The 19497-nt window shown below is 59.9% G+C and carries 18 protein-coding genes; 14 read left to right on the top strand and 4 right to left on the bottom strand.

Annotated features, from left to right (window positions below; all coding sequences use genetic code 11):
• The first annotated feature begins 11 nt into the window (after positions 1 to 11).
• The 12 genes from AB1805_10020 to AB1805_09965 all read left to right on the top strand — a co-directional run bounded on the left by AB1805_10020 (position 12) and on the right by AB1805_09965 (position 12931).
• Positions 12 to 494, top strand: a complete 483-nt coding sequence (locus tag AB1805_10020; GenBank protein ID MEW5745756.1) for a hypothetical protein — start codon at positions 12 to 14, stop codon at positions 492 to 494.
• A gap of 79 nt (positions 495 to 573) precedes the next feature.
• Positions 574 to 1419, top strand: coding sequence for a carboxylating nicotinate-nucleotide diphosphorylase (nadC, locus tag AB1805_10015; protein ID MEW5745755.1), 846 nt, complete (start codon positions 574 to 576; stop codon positions 1417 to 1419).
• Positions 1420 to 1660: 241 nt separating this feature from the next.
• Entirely contained in the window at positions 1661 to 2695 is a 1035-nt protein-coding gene (gene purM / locus AB1805_10010) for a phosphoribosylformylglycinamidine cyclo-ligase (protein ID MEW5745754.1), read from the top strand.
• Positions 2688 to 3554, top strand: coding sequence for a M23 family metallopeptidase (locus AB1805_10005; GenBank protein ID MEW5745753.1), 867 nt, complete (start codon positions 2688 to 2690; stop codon positions 3552 to 3554). The genes purM and AB1805_10005 overlap by 8 nt, the downstream gene beginning before the upstream one ends.
• Positions 3554 to 3937 carry a polymer-forming cytoskeletal protein gene (locus AB1805_10000; GenBank protein ID MEW5745752.1) on the top strand — a complete coding sequence of 128 codons (384 nt, stop codon included), beginning with the start codon at positions 3554 to 3556 and terminating at the stop codon, positions 3935 to 3937. The genes AB1805_10005 and AB1805_10000 overlap by 1 nt, the downstream gene beginning before the upstream one ends.
• A 312-nt stretch (positions 3938 to 4249) precedes the next feature.
• The gene (fdnG, locus tag AB1805_09995; protein ID MEW5745751.1) at positions 4250 to 7417 is read left to right on the top strand and encodes a formate dehydrogenase-N subunit alpha; all 3168 of its coding nucleotides are present in this window, start codon (positions 4250 to 4252) and stop codon (positions 7415 to 7417) included.
• 8 nt (positions 7418 to 7425) lie between these two features.
• Positions 7426 to 8235 (top strand): 4Fe-4S dicluster domain-containing protein, encoded by an 810-nt coding sequence (locus tag AB1805_09990; protein ID MEW5745750.1) that lies wholly within the window; start codon positions 7426 to 7428, stop codon positions 8233 to 8235.
• Between the two features lie 2 nt (positions 8236 to 8237).
• Positions 8238 to 9365, top strand: a complete 1128-nt coding sequence (gene nrfD / locus AB1805_09985; protein MEW5745749.1) for an NrfD/PsrC family molybdoenzyme membrane anchor subunit — start codon at positions 8238 to 8240, stop codon at positions 9363 to 9365.
• 112 nt (positions 9366 to 9477) lie between these two features.
• Positions 9478 to 10239: a formate dehydrogenase accessory protein FdhE gene (locus AB1805_09980; GenBank protein ID MEW5745748.1), complete on the top strand. Its 762-nt coding sequence runs from the start codon at positions 9478 to 9480 to the stop codon at positions 10237 to 10239.
• A 14-nt stretch (positions 10240 to 10253) separates the two neighbouring features.
• Positions 10254 to 10454, top strand: coding sequence for an iron-containing alcohol dehydrogenase (locus AB1805_09975; GenBank protein ID MEW5745747.1), 201 nt, complete (start codon positions 10254 to 10256; stop codon positions 10452 to 10454).
• A 130-nt stretch (positions 10455 to 10584) separates the two neighbouring features.
• Complete coding sequence (locus AB1805_09970; GenBank protein ID MEW5745746.1) at positions 10585 to 12321, top strand: aldehyde ferredoxin oxidoreductase C-terminal domain-containing protein; 1737 nt, start codon at positions 10585 to 10587, stop codon at positions 12319 to 12321.
• 1 nt (position 12322) lies between these two features.
• The gene (locus tag AB1805_09965; GenBank protein ID MEW5745745.1) at positions 12323 to 12931 is read left to right on the top strand and encodes a hypothetical protein; all 609 of its coding nucleotides are present in this window, start codon (positions 12323 to 12325) and stop codon (positions 12929 to 12931) included.
• Here AB1805_09965 and AB1805_09960 read toward each other — a convergent pair.
• Positions 12905 to 13153 (bottom strand): MoaD/ThiS family protein, encoded by a 249-nt coding sequence (locus AB1805_09960; protein MEW5745744.1) that lies wholly within the window; start codon positions 13151 to 13153, stop codon positions 12905 to 12907. The genes AB1805_09965 and AB1805_09960 overlap by 27 nt on opposite strands.
• A gap of 75 nt (positions 13154 to 13228) precedes the next feature.
• Between AB1805_09960 and AB1805_09955 the strand changes: the two genes are divergently transcribed.
• A complete protein-coding gene (locus AB1805_09955) occupies positions 13229 to 15157 on the top strand; it encodes a molybdopterin biosynthesis protein (protein MEW5745743.1) in 1929 nt (642 codons plus the stop codon).
• Between the two features lie 15 nt (positions 15158 to 15172).
• On the opposite strand, the gene AB1805_09950 is transcribed toward AB1805_09955, so the two are convergent.
• Positions 15173 to 15970, bottom strand: coding sequence for a M48 family metallopeptidase (locus AB1805_09950; protein ID MEW5745742.1), 798 nt, complete (start codon positions 15968 to 15970; stop codon positions 15173 to 15175).
• A 195-nt stretch (positions 15971 to 16165) separates the two neighbouring features.
• Here AB1805_09950 and AB1805_09945 point away from each other — a divergent pair, with 195 nt between their 5' ends.
• Positions 16166 to 17704, top strand: coding sequence for an ASKHA domain-containing protein (locus AB1805_09945; protein ID MEW5745741.1), 1539 nt, complete (start codon positions 16166 to 16168; stop codon positions 17702 to 17704).
• Here AB1805_09945 and AB1805_09940 read toward each other — a convergent pair.
• Entirely contained in the window at positions 17701 to 18828 is a 1128-nt protein-coding gene (locus tag AB1805_09940; GenBank protein MEW5745740.1) for a LysM peptidoglycan-binding domain-containing protein, read from the bottom strand. The genes AB1805_09945 and AB1805_09940 overlap by 4 nt on opposite strands.
• A gap of 103 nt (positions 18829 to 18931) precedes the next feature.
• Complete coding sequence (gene scpB / locus AB1805_09935) at positions 18932 to 19462, bottom strand: SMC-Scp complex subunit ScpB (GenBank protein MEW5745739.1); 531 nt, start codon at positions 19460 to 19462, stop codon at positions 18932 to 18934.
• Between the last annotated feature and the right edge of the window lie 35 nt (positions 19463 to 19497).

The following is a 19497-nucleotide window of genomic DNA, read 5'->3' as shown; positions in this document are numbered from 1 at the left end:
GGGGAGCGGAAATGGAAAAGGAGACGATGGATATAGAAGAAAAGAAGGTCGATCTGGTCGAGGCGGAGTTCATCACGATCAAGCAGAGCACGGTCCGCGCCGTTGACGGCGGCCATGTGGAGCTGCAGCAGGTGGGAGCCCTGAGCATCGACGGCGAACGGGTGGAGGTGACGCAAGGGGCATCGGTGCTGATGCGGGGGGCGAACCTCTCCCTGAACCAAAGTATCGGCGTTCTTGCCGCCGGCAGCACGACGAACCTCAATTTCTCGTTTTCGACCGCTGCGGTCTCGGCAGGGGAGATGACGGTAAACAGGTCCGCCGTCGGAGCCGCGGTGGCGAATGAAATTACCGCGAACAACAGTTCCGCCCTTCTCATGATCGGGAAGAACATAAACGGCAATGTGACGACCCTGCTCGACTGGAAGTCAGCAGCCGCCATCGGCGCGGTGGCCGGGGGGCTCTTCGGACTGTTCAGCCTTTTCAGGAAGCGATAGCGTGCGGGAGGGCATGGCAGGGCATGGCAGGTTCGCTCATTCTCGCAATTACTCATATCAATACTTTTCATAGGGAGACATGGACAGCGAACCGCACTATTCGCATCTTATCGACGAGACCGTCCGTCTCGCCCTTGCCGAGGATATAGGTCAGGGCGATATCACCTCGCTCCTGACCGTTCCCGAAGAGAGGGAAGCCGAGGGCATCATAAAGGCGAAGGAAGAATTCGTCCTCGCCGGCATGCCCTTCGTCAAGAGGGTATTCCATGCCGTCGACCCCGGCATCCGGATAACCGTGCTCCGGGAAGAGGGCGAGCGGGTTAACCGCGGAACCGAGGTGGCCCGTATCAGCGGAAGCGCCCGGAGCCTGCTCGCCGGCGAGCGCGTAGCGCTCAACATGCTGCAGCGCATATCGGGTATAGCGACGCTGACCAGATCTTTCATCGAGCAAGTCGCCGGACTCCGTGTGCGGATCGTCGATACGAGGAAGACCACGCCGGGCATGCGCCTCATGGAGAAGTACGGGGTCAGGATCGGCGGCGGCGCGAACCACCGCTTCGGGCTCTTCGACGGCATCCTTATCAAGGATAACCATATCGCGATCGCAGGCGGGGTGAAAGAGGCGCTCGAGCGCGCCAAAAAGGCGCATCACCTTATGAAAATAGAGATCGAAGTGAAGGACTTCGATGAGCTGAACGCAGCCCTCGAAGGCGGCGCCGACATCATCATGCTCGACAATATGTCCGCTGCCGACATGAAGAAAGCCGCCGCTCTCGTCAGAGGCAGGGCGCTCCTCGAAGCCTCCGGCGGCATCACTATCGACAACCTCCGCGAAGTCGCCGGGACAGGCGTCGATATCATTTCCATCGGGGCGCTCACCCACTCGGCGCGGGCGGTGGACATCAGCATGAAGATCTCCTCGTAGACCGCCCCGCGCCCCTCCTCGACGCGCCTCACTCCTGCAGCATAATAATTGTGACAGCGCGCACTGCATATCCAGCCGCGCAGCGTTTATACTTATCGCAAAGCCGGCGGCTCTCTCTTCACCGGCGGGCTGTCGAGGTGAAAAGTACCGTTACGCCCTATGGAATTAATCGGCGCAGTATGGTAACGTAAGTACGCAAAAAAGTTGCTTTATCCGATCAAACTATTTGGTTGAGGTGCTCATGGACGAGTTGACCTATAAGAAAGCGGGCGTTGATATCGACGAGGGGGATCGTTTCGTCAGCCTCATCTCTCCCATAGTCAAGAAGACCTTCAGGCCCGAGGTGCTGACGGATATCGGGTCGTTCGGCGCGCTCTTCAAGCTCGATATCGCCAAGTACAAGGAGCCCGTACTGGTGAGCGGGACCGACGGTGTCGGCACGAAGCTGAAGATCGCTTTCATGATGGATAAGCATGACACGGTGGGCATCGACCTGGTGGCGATGTGCGTGAACGATATCCTCACCCTCGGCGCCGAGCCGCTCTTCTTCCTCGATTACTTCGCGACCGGGAGGCTCGATGCAGACAAGTCGAAAGATATAGTGAAAGGCATTGCCGAGGGGTGCAGGGAGTCGGGCTGCGCGCTCATCGGCGGCGAGACGGCGGAGATGCCCGGCTTCTACGGGGAGGGCGAGTACGACCTCGCCGGGTTCGCGGTCGGGGTGGTGGACCGGCCCAAGGTCGTCGACGGCTCGGCGATCAGGGAGGGCGACGCCATCATCGGCATCGCATCAAGCGGTCTCCACAGCAACGGCTACTCGCTCGCCCGCAAGGCCTTCTTCGATGTCGCACAGTATGACATAAAGAGACAGCTTCCCGAATTGGGCTGCACGATCGGCGAGGAGCTGCTCAAGCCGACGCGCATCTATGTGAAGGCCGTCGCCGCGCTCAGCGCCGCGGTGGCGATAAAGGGCATGGCGCATATCACGGGCGGCGGCATCGTCGGCAATGTCCCGAGGATTTTACGGGATGGGGTCACGGCGGTGATACGGGAAGGCTCGTGGCCGGTGCCCCCGGTCTTCACGCTCATTAAAGGGATAGGGAATGTCCCCGATAAGGATATGCAGAAGACCTTCAATATGGGCATCGGGTACGTTGTCGTTCTCGAAGAGCGGCATGCCGACAAATCCATCTCGCTACTGAAGCAGCACGGGTACGACGCCTGCCGGATAGGCTCAATCGAAAAAGGGGGATCGGAAAAGTTACGGTATGTATAAGATAAAAAGACTTTTCAAAAAGCTTTTTACACCGGTAACGATCATGCTCATTCCTCACGACAGCAAGAGGACTATCAACCTCAAGCTCCCTTCGATCGGGATCATCGCCTCGGTGTTCCTCTGGCTCATCGGCACGGGATACGTCGTGACCATAGCGATCAACACGGTCGAGTACTACGATATGCAGAAAAAGCTGAACTTCTATGCCGATCAGTTCAGTGAGATGAAGTCGTCGCTCTCCGCCATGAAAAAGGCCGAGGCAGAGCTTTCCCGCCTGCTCTCGTTCGGCAATAAGGAGCGGATACTCGAGAATCTCGATCCGAAGGTGAACACTTCGGATGCAGGCTCGCTCGATATGGATATCCTGAAGGACCAGATCAAAAACAGCGTCAACACTGTCAGCGAGATCAGGGAGTTCCTGAAAGAGCAGCGGACGGTCTACATGGCGACACCGAGGGGATTGCCGATTCAGGGCAGGCTCACCTCCGGTTACGGGATGAGAGAGGACCCCCGCGAGGGCGGCGCTGAGTTCCATTCCGGAGTCGACCTCGCCGCCCCTTCAGGAACGCCGGTGACGGCGACTGCCGAAGGGGTCATCAGCTTTGCAGGCTGGAGCGGCGGCAACGGGAACCTGGTGGTGATCGAGCACGGGTTCGGTTACTCAACGTTCTATGCGCATAATAAATCCCTGGCAGTAAAGGTCGGGAGCCGGGTGAAGCGGGGCGATACGGTCGCCTATTCCGGGTCTACCGGCAATTCGACAGGGCCGCATGTCCATTATGAGGTGTGGCATAAAGGCAAGCCGATCAATCCCCGTCAGTTCATAGTAGAGGCCCGGGCTGCAAAGGAGGAAAAGTGATGTTCAAGAAGAAGAACTTCGACAAGCTCGAGGCGCTCGTCGGCGCCAACTCCGAGTTCAGGGGCGATATCACCACGCAGGGGACCTTCAGGATCGACGGCGCCTTAATCGGCAATATCGCTGCCGACTGGGTCATCATCGGCGAAGACGGCTCGGTGAGGGGCAACATAGCGGCGAAGACCGTCGTCATCGGCGGCAGGGTTGAGGGGAATATCAAGACCGAGGAGCTTCTCGAGATCAAGCATAACGGCAAAGTCTTCGGCGATATCCAGACGAAGACGCTCTCTATCGCCGAGGGGGGAGTCTTCGAGGGGCACTCCCTTGCGCAGAAGGTAGAGGCCAATGTAGTCGACTTTCCGGCTAAAGAGGCAGCCGCAAAATAGGCGAGAGCCTGTATCGCTGTTCCACTCAACTGTAAACAAGCCTGCTGGCAGTCTGAAGATGCACTATGGCCATCATTTCAAAGGCTATTCCGGGTTTTCTCTGTATAACTATTTGTAAAAATGTGATAGCTCCAATCTCGATGCTCCTCCTGCAGCACCTGCTTTCAATCAATCTGCTTATACCTATGTAACAAACTTAAACTGTTAGTAACATTCAAGTGACACTAAAGAGCTTGACTTTAAGGAACATGCAAACGTATATTAATCGGGCGATAAGGATTGCTTATATCAAACATAAAGAAGGAGGAATGTATGGGGTTATCACGCAGAGATTTCCTTAAAATCTCCGGCGGATCGTTTCTCGCAGGCTCTGTCGGCGTTAATCTCGAGCCCGCCAAGGCCTACGCCCGCGAGCTCAAGATCAAGGGCGCCAAGGAGACGACCACCATCTGCCCTTACTGTTCGGTGGGATGCGGCATCCTGGTGCACAGCATCGACGGCAAGGTGGTGAATACCGAGGGTGATCCCGAGCATCCTGTCAATGAGGGGGCGCTCTGTTCCAAAGGATCGTCCCTCTATCAGCTCGTCAATAACGACAAACGCGTTGCCAAACCGCTCTACCGCGCACCGGGGTCTGACAAGTGGCAAGAAGTCGAGTGGGACTGGGCGCTCGGTGAGATCGCGAAAAAGATCAAGGACACCCGCGACAGGACCTTCAAGACCACATCAAAGTCGAAGGTGAAGGAAAAGCAGCCCGACGGCGCCGAGATCGAGGTCGAGAAAGAGTTCGTCGTCAACAGGACCGACGGCATCGCCCATGTGGGCAGCGCTGCGCTCGATAACGAGGAGTGCTACATCCTCCAGAAGTGGGTCCGTTCGCTCGGCCTCGTTTATATAGAGCATCAGGCCCGAATATGACACTCCGCTACGGTAGCGGCTCTGGCAGAGTCGTTCGGACGCGGTGCAATGACGAATCACTGGATCGATCTCAAGAATGCCGATGTAATCCTCGTGATGGGCGGCAACCCCGCCGAGAATCACCCGATATCGATGAAGTGGATCATGAAGGCGCAGGAGCGGGGCGGCAAGCTCATCGTCGTCGACCCCCGCTTTACGCGGACCGCGGCGAAGGCGGATCTCTATGCCCCCCTCCGCTCCGGAACCGATATCGCCTTCCTCGGCGGCATGATCAAGTATATCCTCGACAACAACCTTTATTTCAGGGAATACGTCGTCAACTATACCAATGCCTCATTCCTCGTTACTCCCGATTACAGAGGCCCGGGTGAGCTGGACGGTCTCTTCGCGGGCTATGATGAAAAGACGAGGAAGTACGATAAAAAGGCCTGGTCCTATCAGATGGACGAGAACGGCAATCCGAAAAAGGATCCGGCTCTCAAGGACCCGAATTGCGTGTTCCAGCTCCTGAAAAAACACTACTCCCGCTACACGCTCGATAAGGTCGCGACCATCACGGGCACGCCGAAGGAGCAGCTCCTCGAAGTCTATAAACTTTATGCCTCTACCGGCAAGCCGAACCGGGTCGGCACCGAGTGCTATGCCATGGGCTGGACACAGCATACCGTCGGCACCCAGAACATAAGGACCATGGCGATCATCCAGCTCCTCCTCGGCAATGTAGGTATGGCCGGCGGCGGCATCAACGCCCTGAGAGGCGAGTCGAATGTCCAGGGCTCTACCGATTACGGGCTCCTCTTCCATATACTGCCGGGCTATATCCCGACCCCCACGGCAGCGCTGGCCGATCTCAAGGGGTATATCGAGAAGCATACGCCCAAGACCAAGGAGCCGAAGAGCGTCAACTGGTGGGGCAACCGCGGCAAGTACATCACCAGCTATCTCAAGGCCATATACGGCAGCAGTGCCACAAAGGAGAACGACTTCGGCTACACCTGGCTGCCGAAGCTGGATGAAGGGATGAACGCCTCCTGGCTCAATCTCTTCGACCAGATGCTCAAGGGCAAGTTCGAAGGCTTCTTCGCCTGGGGGCAGAATCCCGCGTGCTCCAGTGCCAACGCCAACAAGACGAGGAAGGCCCTCGCCCAGCTGAAGTGGATGGTCAACGTCAACCTCTTCGATAACGAGACCGCCTCGTTCTGGAGAGGTCCGGGCATGAACCCGAAAGAGATACAGACCGAGGTCTTCATGCTGCCGTGCTGCTCCTCTGTCGAGAAGGAGGGGAGCATCAGCAACTCCGGCCGCTGGGCGCAGTGGCGGTACAAGGCGGTGGAGCCGATAGGCCAGTCGAAGCCGGATGCGGAGATCATCAACGAGCTCTACTTCCGCGTCAAGAGGCTCTACCAGGAGAAGGGCGGCAAATATCCCGCTCCCCTCCTGAACATCACCTGGAACTACGGAGAGAAGGGGCCGGACGGCAAGATCAAAGAGGTCCATGTCCACGAGATCGCGAAAGAGATCAACGGCTACTATCTCGAAGACGTGTACGACAAGAAGGCGAATCCCCCGGTCCTGCTCGGCAAGAAGGGAGAGCTCTGCCAGACCTTCGTCCATCTCCAGGACGACGGGACGACCTCTTCGGGCAACTGGATCTATTGCCAGAGCTACACGCAGAAAGAGGGCAAGATCGTCAATATGATGGCCCGCAGGAAGAAGACCGACCCCACCGGGCTCGGCCTCTACCCGGAGTGGTCCTGGAGCTGGCCGGTCAACAGGCGCATCATCTACAACCGCGCATCGGTGAACCCCCAGGGGCAGCCCTGGGACCCGAACCGCCCGCTCGTCAAATGGAACGCGACCAAGCCCGACCCCAAGACCAACAAGCCCGGTGTCTGGGAGGGCGACGTGCCCGACGGTCCTGCGCCGCCGATGGCGGACGAGAAGGGCAAGCTCCCCTTCATCATGCGGGCCGACGGCGTCGGCGCGATCTTCGGTCCCGGGCTCAACGACGGACCGTTCCCGGAGCATTACGAGGCGCTGGAGTGTCCGCTCCAGGAAAACCTCATGTCCAAACAGCGGATCAACCCGGCCGTCAAACTCTTCTATACGGAAGGGGGAAAGAATCTCGAGGATATCTATCTCTCGTGCGATGTCAGGTTCCCCTATGTGGCGACGACCTACCGCGTCTCCGAGCACTGGCAGACCGGCGTCATGACACGCCATGTGCCGTGGCTCCTTGAGGCGATGCCCCAGCAGTTCGTCGAGATGAGCGAGGAGCTCGCCAGGGAGAAAGGGATCAGGAACGGCGACAAGGTTACGGTCAAATCGGCGCGCGGCGAGGTCTGGGCGGTCGCGGTCGTCACCAAGCGCTTCAAGCCCTTCAAGGTTGCCGGCTCCACCGTACACCAGGTGGGGCTCCCCTGGCACTTCGGATGGCAGTTCCCCGAGGACGGCAGCGCCGGAGACAGCTCGAACCTCCTGACGCCGACTATCGGCGACCCGAACACCATGATCCCTGAATCCAAGGCCTTCATGGTCAATATCGAAAAGGCAAAGGCATAGGAGGAGCAATGGCAACCAACACGCAACCCAAAGCTGCTTTGATAGACCTGACCAAGTGCATCGGCTGCAGGAGCTGCCAGATCGCCTGCAAGAGCTGGAATAACCGGGGAGTCAAGCCGACCACGCTGAACGGCAACTTTACGAACCCCGTCGATATGAACTCCGAGGCCTATACGGTCGTGAAGTTCGTCGAGACCGAAAAGGACAACATGATCAGCGGCTGGGACTTCATCAAGACCCAGTGCATGCACTGCAAGGACCCGGCCTGCGCCTCGGCATGCCCGGTAGGCGCCTTCGAGAAGAGGCAGGACGGACCGGTCATCTACCACGACGAGCGCTGCATCGGCTGCCGGTACTGCATGATGGCCTGTCCTTTCGATGTCCCTAAATACGAATGGGAAAAGACGTCGCCGATCGTGCAGAAGTGCACCTTCTGCGCCGACCGCCTCGCCATGGGCATGACGCCCGCCTGCGCCAAGGCCTGTGCGCCGAAGGCGATCATCTTCGGCAGCTACGACGAGATCGTGTCAGAGGCAGAACGGCGGATCAAGGAGCATCCCGGCGACTATGTGAACCATGTTTACGGCAGGAACGAGGCGGGCGGGACCTCATGGATGTATCTCTCCGCCGTTCCCTTCGAGGCGCTCGGGTTCAAGACGAATATCCCGGCCGCGCCGCTGCCCGACCTCACCTGGGCGATGCTGAAGACGATCCCCTACAAAGTGGGAGGGCTCGTCGCCATCCTGGCGGCAATCGCCTATTTCAGGAACCGGGGAGCGAGCGAGGGAGCAGCGTCCAAGAAAGAGAGGGAGGGATAACCATGAATACCGCCACGACGAGAGTTCCGCTTTTTTCCTTCGGCACGCTGGTCCTCCTGGTGCTGATGGGTATCGGCGGCGTTGCCGCCTTCTATCGTTTCGCTTTCGGCCTCGGCGCCTCGACGAACATGAGCGACGCGGTCCCCTGGGGCTTCTGGGTCGCCTTCGACGTCCTGAGCGGCGTCGCCCTGGCAGCGGGAGGCTTTACGATCACCGCTGCGGTCTATATCTTCAACATGAAGAAGTACAAGCCGATCGCGCGGCCGGCGATCCTGACCGCTTTCCTGGGCTACCTGATGGTCGTCGTCGGCCTGATCGTCGATATCGGGCAGCCGCTCAGGTTCTGGCACACCCTCGTGATGCCGCAGGTCCGGTCGGTGATGTTCGAGGTCGTCATGTGCATCACGCTGTATACGACGGTGCTTACCCTCGAGTTCGCGCCGTCCGTCTTCGAGCGGTTGCGGCTGGGCTGGGCATTGCGGCTCCTCAGGCCCTTCCACTATCCGCTCATCATCGCCGGTATCGTGCTGTCGTTCCTGCACCAGTCCTCCCTGGGCGGCTTCTTCCTCATCATGCCCTCGAAAGTGCCTTCGCTCTGGTATTCGGCCAATATGCCGTACCTCTTTTATCTCTCGGCTATCTGTGTCGGCCTGGCGATGGTCACCTTCGAATCCATCATGAGCGCCAGGGCATTCAAACGGCCCTGCGAGACGGACATCATCCAGGGGCTCGGCAAGGGGACTGCCATCGCCCTGGCCGTGTATATCACCGCCAGGATCGCCGATCTCGCGGTGCGCGGCGCACTGCCCCGGATGTTCGAGGGCAGCGCCTCGAGTATGCTCTACCTCGCCGAGCTGCTCATCGGCTTTGTTATCCCGATGGTGATCCTCTTCCAGAAGAGGATCAGGGAGACGGTTTCCGGCACGCTCTTCAGCGTCAGCCTCGTGATCTTCGGCGTTCTTTTCAACCGCTTCAATACCAACTTCTCCGCCCAGCTCGGCAACGGCGTCACCTATTTCCCGACCTGGATGGAGGTCGCCATAAGCATAGGGATCGTGGCAGGCGGCATCTTCGCCTACCGGCTGGCAGCGCTCTACCTGCCGGTGTTTCATGCCGAGACCGAACAGTAATACCGGAAGTGCTCACCACAGAGACGGGATGGGGCGACATCCCGTCTCTCTCTTCGCTCGATCAGGTAAAATAAGAGAGCATTAATTCTCACCGAACCTAAAGGAACAACCTATGCAACCACTGACCATAGAAGAGATCGTGTCGAAAAAGCCTCATCTCGAGGATATCTTCAAGCTCTACGGGAAGGTGCAGGAGTTCTCCGGCCTCACTCTGGAGAGCGTGAACGGAAACGGTGTGAGCGAGGGAGCAGTCGCGTATCCTCCTCAGCTCATCGATGCCGTTTTCGAGCGGTTCTCCTCGATCTTCGGGATACCCGAGGAGAATCTCACCCCGCTCAAGGAAGCGATGCAGCTCGGGCAGATCGATTTCACGAGGCTGCCGCTGAAAGAGACCCCGGCGTTCTCGCTGCCCTATCATGAAGACGAGCTCTCCCCCTTGCTCTTTCTCTTGAGCCGGCCCTTTTTTCTCGCGTTGGGAAAAGGGAGCCGCGATAAGCAGCAGGCATGGGAGAAAGGGAGGTGCCCCGTCTGCAGCGCACAGCCCGCGCTGTCGTTTCTCGGCTGGGACAGCAGGCGGTATCTCGCCTGCTCGTTCTGCGGCACGACCGGCCCTGCTCCCCGCATCGGATGCCCCGTATGCCTCAACAGGGATGCCGATACCCTCACCATCATGACGATAGAGGGTGATGAAGACTTCAGGATAGAGACCTGCAGCGCCTGCCTTTCGTATAGCAAGACCGCCCGCGCCGGGGTGCTCGAGGCGATTCCCCCTGATTATGCCGACCTGATGAGCCTGCCCCTCGATATCATCGCGCAGGGCAGAGGATACCGCCGCAATGCCCCGAACCCCCTCGGCATGATAAGGATAGCGTAACGCTAAGAGCCCCGGTGAGCAGGGCTGCGGTTTTTTTCATTCATACGGTAACGCTCATGGGCATTGGCATCCCGTCCGGTCTCAAGGAATTGGGCATGAAAGAGCAGGACCTCAAGACCATGGCGGAAAATGCGCAGAAAGACGCCTGCGGCCTGACGAACCCGCGCTGCCCGTCGTTCGATGACGTCATCAGCACCTATAGGGCAGCGTTATAACATCCGGCGCCCGGAACAGAATCCGCCCGTTCATGAATACGGGCGGATTCTGTATTATTATAGGTAAATGCCTTCGCCGCGCCTGAGCAGGCCGCAGACAGACCATAGAGAGAGACAAGGAGGAACACCAATGGACAAGATTCTCAGGATAGACATGGGGGCCGAAGGCGGACCGAAAGCGACAGCGGCGCCTCTCGGCGATTACGCAGGCCTCGGGGGAAGGGCGATGACCTCTGCCGTCGTATCCCGTGAAGTGCCGCCGCTCTGTCATCCCCTCGGCGCCGAGAACAAGCTCGTCATCGCGCCGGGCATGTTGAGCGGCACCATCGCCGCGATGTCGGGCCGCCTCTCGGTGGGATGCAAGAGCCCTCTCACCGGCGGGATCAAGGAGGCGAACGCCGGCGGACAGCCCTCGCAGGTGCTGGCGCGGTTGGGCTATGCGGCGATCATTCTCGAAGGCAAGCCCGCGGGCGACGACCTCTACAAGATTTTCATCAACAAGGATGGGGTGACGGTCAGCAAGGATAACAGCCTGCGGATGCTGCCCAACTATCCGCTCGTCGAAAAGATGAAGAGCGAATACGGCGACAAGATCGCCTGCATCTCGATCGGCCCGGCCGGAGAGATGAAGATGGGCGCCGCATCGATAGCCTGCACCGATATGGAGCTGAGACCCACGCGGCATGCGGGCCGCGGCGGCGTCGGTGCGGTGATGGGAGCAAAGGGGGTGAAGGTCATCGTCCTCGACGATTCCGGGGCGAAGATGCGTGCCCCGAAAGACCCCGAAAAGTTCAAGGATGCGAACAGGCGGTTCGTCGAAGGGCTCCAGCGGCATGCGGTCACCGGGCAGGGGCTTCCTGCCTACGGGACGAATGTCCTCACGAATATTCTCAACGAGGTGGGGGGGTATCCCACCTACAATTTCAAACAGGGGCGCTTCGAAGGCGCCGCCAAAATCAGCGGCGAGACGCAGGCCGAGCTCGAAGTAAAGCGCGGCGGCCTCGCTACGCACGGGTGCCATCGCGGGTGCGTTATCCGCTGTTCAGGCGTCTATCATGACAAGGACGGCCACTATCTCACCAAGCAGCCCGAGTACGAGACGGTATGGGCCCACGGCGGAAACTGCGGGATCTGCGACCTCGACGCCATCGCCATGCTCGACTTCCTCGACGACAACTACGGCCTCGATACGATCGAGATGGGCGCGACCATCGGCGTCGCCATGGAGGCGGGGCTTGCCACGTTCGGCGATGCCGAGGCTGCGATCAATCTGATCCATGAGGTCGGCAAAGGCTCGCACCTAGGCCGCATCCTCGGCAACGGCGCGGCCTTTACCGCAAAGGCCTTCGGCGTGGAGCGGGCGCCGGTGGTAAAGGGCCAGGCGATGCCTGCCTACGACCCCCGCGCGGTTCAGGGCGTGGGCGTCACCTATGCGACGAGCCCTATGGGCGCGGACCATACGGCGGGCTATGCAGTGGCCCAGAATATCCTGAAGGTCGGCGGGGATGTGGACCCGCTCAAGCCCGAGGGACAGATCGAGCTTTCGCGGAATCTCCAGATCGCCACGGCAGCGATCGACTCGACCGGCATGTGCCTCTTCATCGCCTTTGCGCTGCTCGATCAGCCCGACACCTTCCAGGCGCTGCTCGATCTGCTCAATGCGTTCCACGGCATCGACCTCACCGCGGACGGCGTCACCGATCTCGGGAAAAAGGTGCTGAGCATGGAGCGGGACTTCAATGCGCGCGCTGGTTTCACCGCGCAGCAGGACCGGCTGCCGCGGTACTTCAAGACCGAAACGCTCGCCCCGCACAATGTCACCTTCGAGGTGAAGGACGAGGACCTGGATAAGGTGTTCAACTGGTAACATGCCCGGTCCCCGCCCGCTGCGTCTCTTGCTGCGCGCCGATATGCTGCCCCTGTTCTTTTCTCTTCTGCAGCAGGGCGTGATGGTGCGGGTTCCCGGCGGCTGCAGTGTCGGGATGTTCCTCCGCGACCTCCTCTGTCTCGACGAGCGCTTCATCAGGGAACGGATCGCGACCGTGCTTCTGGACGGCAGGCCCGTCGATGACCTCGACAGCGCGATCCTTAGGAACGAATCGTGCCTGGCGCTCTCCGGGGCGCTGCCCGGGCTGGTGGGCGCTGTCATGAGGCGGGAGGGGTTGTGCTCGCCGATGAGGAGCTCCCTTACATATCAGGAAAGCGCGCTGCCGGCTGCGAGAGGAGAGAGCGTAATAACCCTCAAACTTTTCAATGTACTGCTGGGAGCAATGGGGCCCGATCTGCTCAGTCGAGGGGTTCTGGTGCGGGCCTCTCGGCTCATGGCTCTTGTTCGAGAGCACCGGCGCGAGATCGAGGCAGGGAGCGGAGAGCTCCTTCTCGATGGGGAGCGTCGTACTGTGGAGGTTCTGTGCAGTGAGGGGGCGCTGCAGCGGGATGAGGTCGTCGTGTTATCGGTTGCCGCCGCAGGGCGGTGAGCCGCCGGCGATGGGGGGGAAGAGGGCGATCTCGTCGCCTTCGTTGAGCGGCTGTTTGGGATCGGCGAATTTGCCGTTGACGATCTTGAGCAGCGGCATCTTTTCGGGAAGGTCGAGCCGGGCGATGACCTCTTCGAGGCGCGTATCTTCGGGGACCTCCATCTGCTGGTAATCGGGGCCGTAGCTCCTCAGCGAGGCGAAGAGTTTCAGGACGACGTTCATGGTATAATTATACCAAATTGATTCATTAAATTATCTTATTGCTGCCGCATGGAGAGAGGATCAGAGGATAGGAATATGAAGCAGGTGTTTCTCGACAGCGTATCCCTCGAAAAGGCTCTTGAGCGGTTACGCAGCGGTCTTGATGCGAGGGGAATGGACCGGATGCAGCCGGAGCGCATACCGGTGCAGGAGGCGCAGGGCCGGATAACGGCGGCGCCGGTATTCGCGAAGTATTCCTCTCCCTTCTACCATTCAGCAGCGATGGACGGGTATGCCGTCAGGTTCTCCGACACCTTTACCGCTGCGGAGACCGCCCCGTGCCATCTGAAAGCGGGACAGGAGGCGATCTATGTGGATACCGGAGACCCGATGCCCGAGGGTTTCAATGCGGTAATCATGATAGAGGATGTCAACAAGACGGAAGAGGGCATCGAGATCTACCATCCCGTACCGCCCTACGAGCATGTACGGACTATCGGCGAGGACATCGTCGCTACGGAGCTCATCGTTCCCGAGGGGCATCGGGTGCGGGCCATCGATATCGGCGCGATGCTCGCGAGCGGGCACCTGGATATCCTCGTCAGGAGACGGCCGTGTGTCGCCGTTATCCCGACCGGGACAGAGATCATCGAGCCCGAAGCAGTGCGTGAGCGCCCGCCCCGGCCTCCGGAGATCATCGAGTACAACTCGGCAGTGCTTGCGGGCCTCGCCCGCGATGCGGGAGCAGAGGCGCTCCGGTTTCCCATTGTGAGGGACGATCTCGATGCCATAAAAAAGGCGCTGAGGGAGGCGGCGGACAAGGCCGACGTGGTGCTCATCAATGCGGGATCGGGGAGGGGCTCGGAAGACTACACCCTGACGGCGATCAGGGAGCTCGGCGACGTGATCGTCAATGGCGTCTCTATCAAGCCGGGCAAACCGGTGATCATCGGCTTCATCGGCAGCACCCCTGTATTCGGCATTCCCGGCTATCCCGTATCCGCATATCTCACCTTCACGCTCTTCGTGGCGCCCGTCCTTGCACGGCTCCTCGGCACGGCGGCAGCGGAGCAGGAGACGCTGCGGGCGATCATATCGCGGCAGCTCGCTTCACCCCTCGGCGTGGATGAGTTCGTGAGAGTGAAGGTGGGCCTGGTCGGTGAGAAGTACATAACCACCCCCGTCGGCAGGGGGGCCGGTCTTCTGATGTCGCTGGTGCGGGCCGACGGGATCGTGCGCATACCCTCCGGCTCCGAGGGGGTGCAGGCAGGGCAGGAGGTCGATGTCGCGCTCCTGCGGAGCAAAGAGGAGATAAGGAACACCGCCGTCTGCATCGGCAGCCACGACAACGCCCTCGATGTGCTCGCCAATATCATCAAGAAGGAGCATCCCGCTTTCTCCCTCTCCTCGGCACACGTCGGCTCCATGGGCGGCCTTATGGCGCTCAAGAAGAACGAGGCGCATATCGCCGGCACCCATCTCCTCGACGAACAGTCGGGAGACTATAATGTCCCCTACCTCAAGCGCTTTCTCCCGGATCGGCGCATGGTCCTCGTCAACCTGGTCTACCGGCAGCAGGGCCTGCTGGTGAAGCGGGGCAATCCGAAGAACATTCACGGCTTCGAGGACCTCCTGAGAGAGGACGTGCTCTTCATCAACCGCCAGGCGGGATCGGGCACACGCCTGCTCCTCGATAAGCATCTCCGCGAGATGGGCGTGAATCCCTATATCATCAACGGCTACGAGCGTGAAGAATATACGCATATGTCCGTCGCTTCAGCGGTGCTCACCGGCCTCGCCGATACGGGACTCGCCATCTGCTCATCGGCGCAGGCCCTCGGCCTCGACTTCATCCCGGTCGCGAACGAGCGTTACGATCTGGCGATACCTAAGGAGTTCATCGATACGCCGATGATGCGCATTGTCCTCGATATCATGAGAAACAATCAGGAATTCAGGAGCATTGTCGAGTCCCTCGGCGGGTATGACACGAGGGACATGGGGACGGTGATCTTCGAGGGATGACGAGAGTCTCCCCGGCTACTTCTTGTAATACTTCAGCGCCTCGGGAAGGAACTCCTTGATGGCGCTCAGCCGCGGCGTGTCGGCAGGGTGCGTGCTCAAGAACTGCGGAACGGCGGGGCCTTCCTTGGCTGCGGTCATCCGCTGCCAGAAGTCGACCGCCTCGCGGGGGTCGTAGCCGGCCATGGCCATGAAGATGAGGCCGAGGCGGTCGGCTTCGGTCTCCTGCAGCCTGCTGTACGGAAGAAGCACGCCCACCTGTGTGCCCAGGCCGAAGGCGGTTATGAAGAGCTGCTGCGTCTCCTGCGGCCTCTGGGCGATAGCGGCGCCGAGCGCCATGCCGCCCATCTGGGCGAGGAGGCCCTGGCTCATGCGCTCCTCGCCGTGCTGCGCCACGGCATGGGCGATCTCGTGTCCCATGACAACGGCGAGACCCGCCTCGTTCTTTGCAACCGGCATCAGCCCTGAATAGACGACCACCTTCCCGCCGGGCATGGCCCAGGCATTGATCGAGTCATCGGCAATGAGATTGAACTCCCATTGATAGCCGCTCAACTGTTCGGACATGTTCTGCCGGGCGAAGTAGCGCTCAACGGCATTCCGTATCCGTGTGCCCACCCTCTGCACCATCTGCGCCTCGGGAGTGCCTTCGATCACCCGGTGCTTTGCCAGGAACTCCTGGTAGGAGCTGAAGCTCATGGGAAGGAGCGTTTCGGAAGGGACGAGGCTGAGCTGCCGCCGTCCCGTGATGGGGACCGTCTGGCAGGCGATAAGGATAAGGACGATGCCGGGAAGGATGAGCTTCATCGTTCTCATGGATGCACCTCTCGTGAGGGGTCGGTTGCGGTTCGTACGCAGATGATGAGAGCGGCGGAATGAAAAGAGCGCTCTGCGCGAGTCTCTCTTTAAATAATAGCACCAAACCGCCGAAACCTGAAGCGATGTTCCTCACTGCGGACGGGCAGCCGCTCCCCGACCCTCTTCACTGCGTCCTCATCGAGGCATGACCCTGTGGTATACTATCGTGAGCGTGGCGGTAAGCGCCGCGATTTGCCCATGGATCCCCTGATCACGACAGTATTGGTATCGCTCGATCTCCCCTCGGCATCGGATAAGAGGGCCGACAAGGAACGGCTCCTGGACGGCCTCGTTCGTTCGGGTGTGCATACGCCGGTAGAGATGTCTCCTGCGCTGCTCGCCGGGCTGCCGGCAGCGCTGAGGGCATGCGATTTCTCTCCTCTCCTCACGCTCGGATGGGAAGGCGACCGGGCGCGCGTCGTTGCGATCAATAAACGCATTGTGTACGGGCTCGCCATCGATGCAGGCACGACGAATATCGTCGCTTCCCTTTTCGATATGACCGCCTGCCGCAGGATCGCTGCCAGGGAGCACGAGAACCCGCAGATCGCGGAAGGGCTCGATGTGCTCAGCCGGGTCCATGCTGCCATGAGCGGCAGAGGCGAGGAGCTGCATGCGCTGCTCATCGACGGGATCAATGCCCTGATCGGGGAATTATGCAGTGACCATGGCATACGCAGCGAGGATATCTGCGCCGCGGTCATCGCGGGCAACACCATAATGATGCACTTTCTCCTGGACCTGCCGGTGCATACGATCCCTGTCGACCCCTATCTCCCGGTGGCGCACCGCATGGACTTCGTCAGGCCCCGCGATGCGGGCATCGCCATAAACGACCAGGCGGTGGTGTATATCTTCCCCAACGCCGGCAGTTATGTCGGCGGAGACATCATCGCCGGTATCCTGGTCTCGGGACTGCATGCGAACGAACGGCCCTCGCTGCTCATCGATGTGGGGACGAACGCGGAGATCGTCCTCGGCTGCAGCGAATGGATCATGGTGGGAGCCGGCGCTGCCGGTCCTGCCCTCGAGAGCGGCATCGCCGAAATCGGCATGAGGGCCACGGAGGGGGCGGTCGCCGGTGTCGTCCTGGAGAAGGACACCCCTGCGGCTGTCCTGAAGGTAATCGGCGGGGGAGCGCCCCGCGGCATATGCGGATCGGGAGTGATCGAGCTCGTCGCCGAGCTGTACGATAACGGCATTATCGACGGACAGGGGAGATTATCCGCTTCCTCGCCTAACGTCGTGGAGCGCGACGGCGGCAGGGCGTTCGTGCTCTACGAGTCGGCGGGCGCGCGGCTGATGATCAAGGATACCGACATCGATAATTTCTTGCGGTCGAAGGCGGCGATGTTCGCATCGCTGTATGTCATGGTGCACGCCGTCGGCCTGACCTTCGGCGATGTGCTCACGGTTTATGTAAGCGGCGCCTTCGGCGCCGGCATCGACGCGGATAAGGCGGTCCGTATCGGGATGCTCCCCGATATCCCGAGGGAGCGTTTCGTCGCCCTGGGGAACTCCTCATTGAAAGGTGCGGAGGCGGTGCTGACGGACCGGGGCGCGCTCGCTGCGGTCGACCGGATCTGCGGGCTGATTACCTACCGTGAAATGAATACGGACGGAGCATTCATGAGGGAGTTCCCCGCCGCGCTCTTCATCCCCCACACCAACCCCGACGTATTGAAATCCTAATTTTCTTTGGCAGGCTCGTCGTCTATCTCGATTTCGAGCTCTTCTTCGGGGATGAGGCGTTTTGCGCCGATGTAGCGCTGGAAATAGTAGGGGCTTTCGAGGCTGTCGATGGTGATCTTCTTCGAGAGGGACGAGGCGTGGATGAAGAGATTGTTGCCGATGTATATCCCCACATGAGAGGGGAAGGACGCGTAGGTCCTGAAGAAGACGAGATCGCCTGTCGAGAGCTCTTCCTTGTCCACCGCTTCGCCGACGGAGAACTGCTCTCGCGCGCTGCGCGGGATGGTGATGCCCACCAGGCCGTAGGCCTTCTGCACATAAGCCGAACAGTCGAGCCCGAAGGCACCGTTGCCGCCGAAGCGGTAGGGGAGGTGGAGCATTTTCTTCGCAAAGAGGACGAGCCGCTCCTTCATGCCGAGCTTTGCAAGGTTGTCGGACTGCGAGAATGCCTTGACCTCCTCCAGGCGCAGCGAGGCTGCGGACGGCCCCGGAGCAGCAGGAGAATAGGAGACGGGGGTGGGTTTCGGCTCTGCCTTCTGCGGCGCGGGCATTCTCGCCAGGAGGAGCTTCTGCCCCGGCTTGAGCCTGTTGCCTTCGAGGCCGTTGAGCTCTTTGAGCTCCTTGCTGCTCATTCTGAATTTACGGGCCACTCCTTTTACGGTATCGCCCCTCTTGACGATATAGACGTCCGGCTCGTCCGCATTCCTGGCATTCGGGCGCTGAGCCGCCTGCTTCACGATGAGCTTTTGGCCGACTTTAAGCCGTGCTTCTTTTCTGATGCCGTTCATCTCCTTGAGCTCGCTCACCGAGAGGGCATACTTCTTCGAGATGGATCTGAAGGTCTCGCCTTTCTTGACGGTATGGACAGCAGGGGAGCTTTCGCTTCCGGCCCTCTTCAGGCGGGCTGCATCGCCGGCAGGAATGGTCAGCCTCATGCCCGCGGTCAGTTTTTGCGACTTCAGGCCGTTCGCCTTCTTGAGCTCGGCGATGGTGACGTTATGTTTCCTGGCGATGCTGAAAAGGGTATCGCCTTTTTTTACCGCATAGGAGGCGCCGGCGGCGTACACCGGACCGGCACAGAACAGCATGAACACAAGAGACAGGACTACAGAGAACCGTTTCATGTTTCCCCCACAGCGTCATTCTGGATTCGGCGCAGTTACATTATCGGGGACTTTATGCGCCGCTTTACTCTGCTCTTATTGCGTACTGTATGTTATATGCGTGTCAGGCTGCCTCTTCTTTCAAGAAGTCGCTGATCGGCGGCAGCTCGCTCAGGTTCTTCAGACCGAAGTAGTGCAGGAACTCCTTGGTCGTGCCGTACAGGAACGGACGTCCGGGAGCCTCCTTCTTCCCGACGATCTTGATGAGCCGTTTGTCGAGCAGGCTCTTTACCGGGCCGTCCGAATTGACCCCGCGCAGCTGATCGACCTCGAGCTTGGTCACCGGCTGCTTGTAGGCGATGATCGCGAGGGTCTCGAGAGCGGTCTGCGAAAGCTTCTTGCTCTGGTGGATCTGTTTGAACCGCTTGATCCAGAGCGCGTGGTCGGGGTTGGTGACCATCTGGTACCCTTCGGCCACCTCGACGACCATCAGCCCCGCATTCCTCTCGCGATAGTCTGCCGCCAATTCGTCGAGCATCGTCTTGATTTCTGGCTCCTGCAGTTCCGTCGCCTTGATGATGCTGCCGAGCGTTATCGGCTCGCCGGCGGCGAAGAGCAGGGCCTCGAGCATGGCTTTTTTCTGATACGTTTCCATCGCGGCAATTATAACCAAAGCAATGCTTGAAATTC

This window comes from Nitrospirota bacterium (assembly GCA_040752355.1).
Lineage (GTDB): Bacteria > Nitrospirota > Thermodesulfovibrionia > Thermodesulfovibrionales > Dissulfurispiraceae > JBFMCP01.
This window is presented reverse-complemented; position numbering and strand designations above follow the sequence as displayed.